2 protein-coding genes are annotated in these 1,463 nt (G+C 47.8%); one reads left to right on the top strand and one right to left on the bottom strand.

The window, feature by feature from the left end:
• Positions 1 to 126: 126 nt before the first annotated feature.
• Positions 127 to 414 (bottom strand): glycosyltransferase, encoded by a 288-nt coding sequence (locus tag Q7P41_RS05380; protein WP_303882756.1) that lies wholly within the window; start codon positions 412 to 414, stop codon positions 127 to 129.
• A 204-nt stretch (positions 415 to 618) separates the two neighbouring features.
• On the opposite strand from Q7P41_RS05380, the gene Q7P41_RS05375 reads away from it, so the two are divergent.
• Positions 619 to 1,463 (top strand): S1C family serine protease (locus Q7P41_RS05375; RefSeq protein WP_303882755.1); only part of this gene is annotated, 845 nt, incomplete at its 3' end.

Below are 1,463 nucleotides of genomic sequence, written 5' to 3'. Positions count from 1 at the left end.
CACTCATAGCCCAACCAGTAGCGCAGTAAATAGGGATGTTTCATCGCTTCAAATATATACTGGATCGTTTTGGCCGTCGCCGTCCAGGGTGGCTATTATGTTTCCTTTGGCTGCGCGAAAGCCATACTATAAAGCGGCTGACTGTCCCGCATTTGCCACAAAGGATATGATTCTATGTCTGGGCCTTTCTCCTGCTAATTTGCTTAAAACCTCGAAGCCCCCGTCGGTGGATCCGTCGTCGACCCATAGACACTCCCAATCCCATGTTATGTCGCGAAGTGCCTCTTCGATCTCGTCGGCCAAAGGCAGTATGTTAGACTCTTCGTCTTTTATGGGGATGACGATCGATATTAAATTGCGCTGTTCTTTTAAATCCCTATTCATGTTCGCACCTGTTTTTTGTAATACTATCACCCTATATCCTCATTAAGTATATGGAATTTACGGAATCAACAATTTTACGACATCTTGATGAGGTTTTGATGAAGATAGTCCCAGCTTAAAGAGTGAACCTTGGACATCCTTGGACTATCGGTTTAGCACCTTGACTATTAGTAGATTTAGCTGTAATCTCTTGCTCAAGGCAATTGTTTAAAGAGGGATTGAGGTGGTATTCGCATGAAGCGATGGATGGCATTGGGAATGTTGATAGTTGCCGTATTTACCGGTACGTCAGCGGCACAGGAGATAACGGATTGGTCAGAGCTTACGGATAAGGCGTTGCCTGCAATCGTAACTGTCATGTCCGCCGGCGAAGAGGGGGCAGAAAACACGCCCCTAAGCTCAGGTTTCATCATAAGCGGAGACGGCAAGGTAGTTACCAGCTTTAATGCTATCGCCGGCAAAAGGAATCTGCTGATACGACGCAGCGACGGTTCCTTTTTGACCGTTAAAGGCTTTGTTGCAGCCGATGCCGACAAGGGTTTGATAATACTTCAGGCAGAGGGGAACAATTTGCCCTTAATATCCCTTGGCGATTCCGATAAGGTCAAGTTGGGAGAGGCAATTTGCGTCATTTCTTCAATGCCGTCTGCGGCAGGCCAGATAAGCACCGGAGTCGTAAGCGCCTTTCGAGAGTTAAAGAGCGGACTTAAAACGTTACAAATCACTACACCCGTTACCAAAGAAAGCATCGGTGCGCCGGTCTTTAACAAGAAGGCAGAGATCATAGGTATCGCCTCCTTTTGTCCCCTAGAGGGAGGGCAGGTCGTAAGCATAGCCATTCCTTCTAACGTCGCAAAGGAGCTTTTAAAAGGAGCCAAGGCAGAGGTACAACCCTTGTCAGGGGATTCCTTTGCGCCCTTTGCGCTTGCCACTGCCCAAGGCGAATTGTACAAAACCTATAAAGAAGCCATCCAAACGCCTCAACCTGGCGAAAAAGATCTTGTAAAAGCACTTTTGAGGATTGCTGAGGCGATGGCAAGGGCGGGCCAGACCGATAGTGCCCTCGGAACTTTCAGCAA

The sequence above is a fragment of the Acetomicrobium mobile genome, from assembly GCF_937920065.1.
The sequence above is the reverse complement of the archived record's forward strand: the minus strand, read 5'-3'. Positions and strand labels throughout refer to the sequence as shown.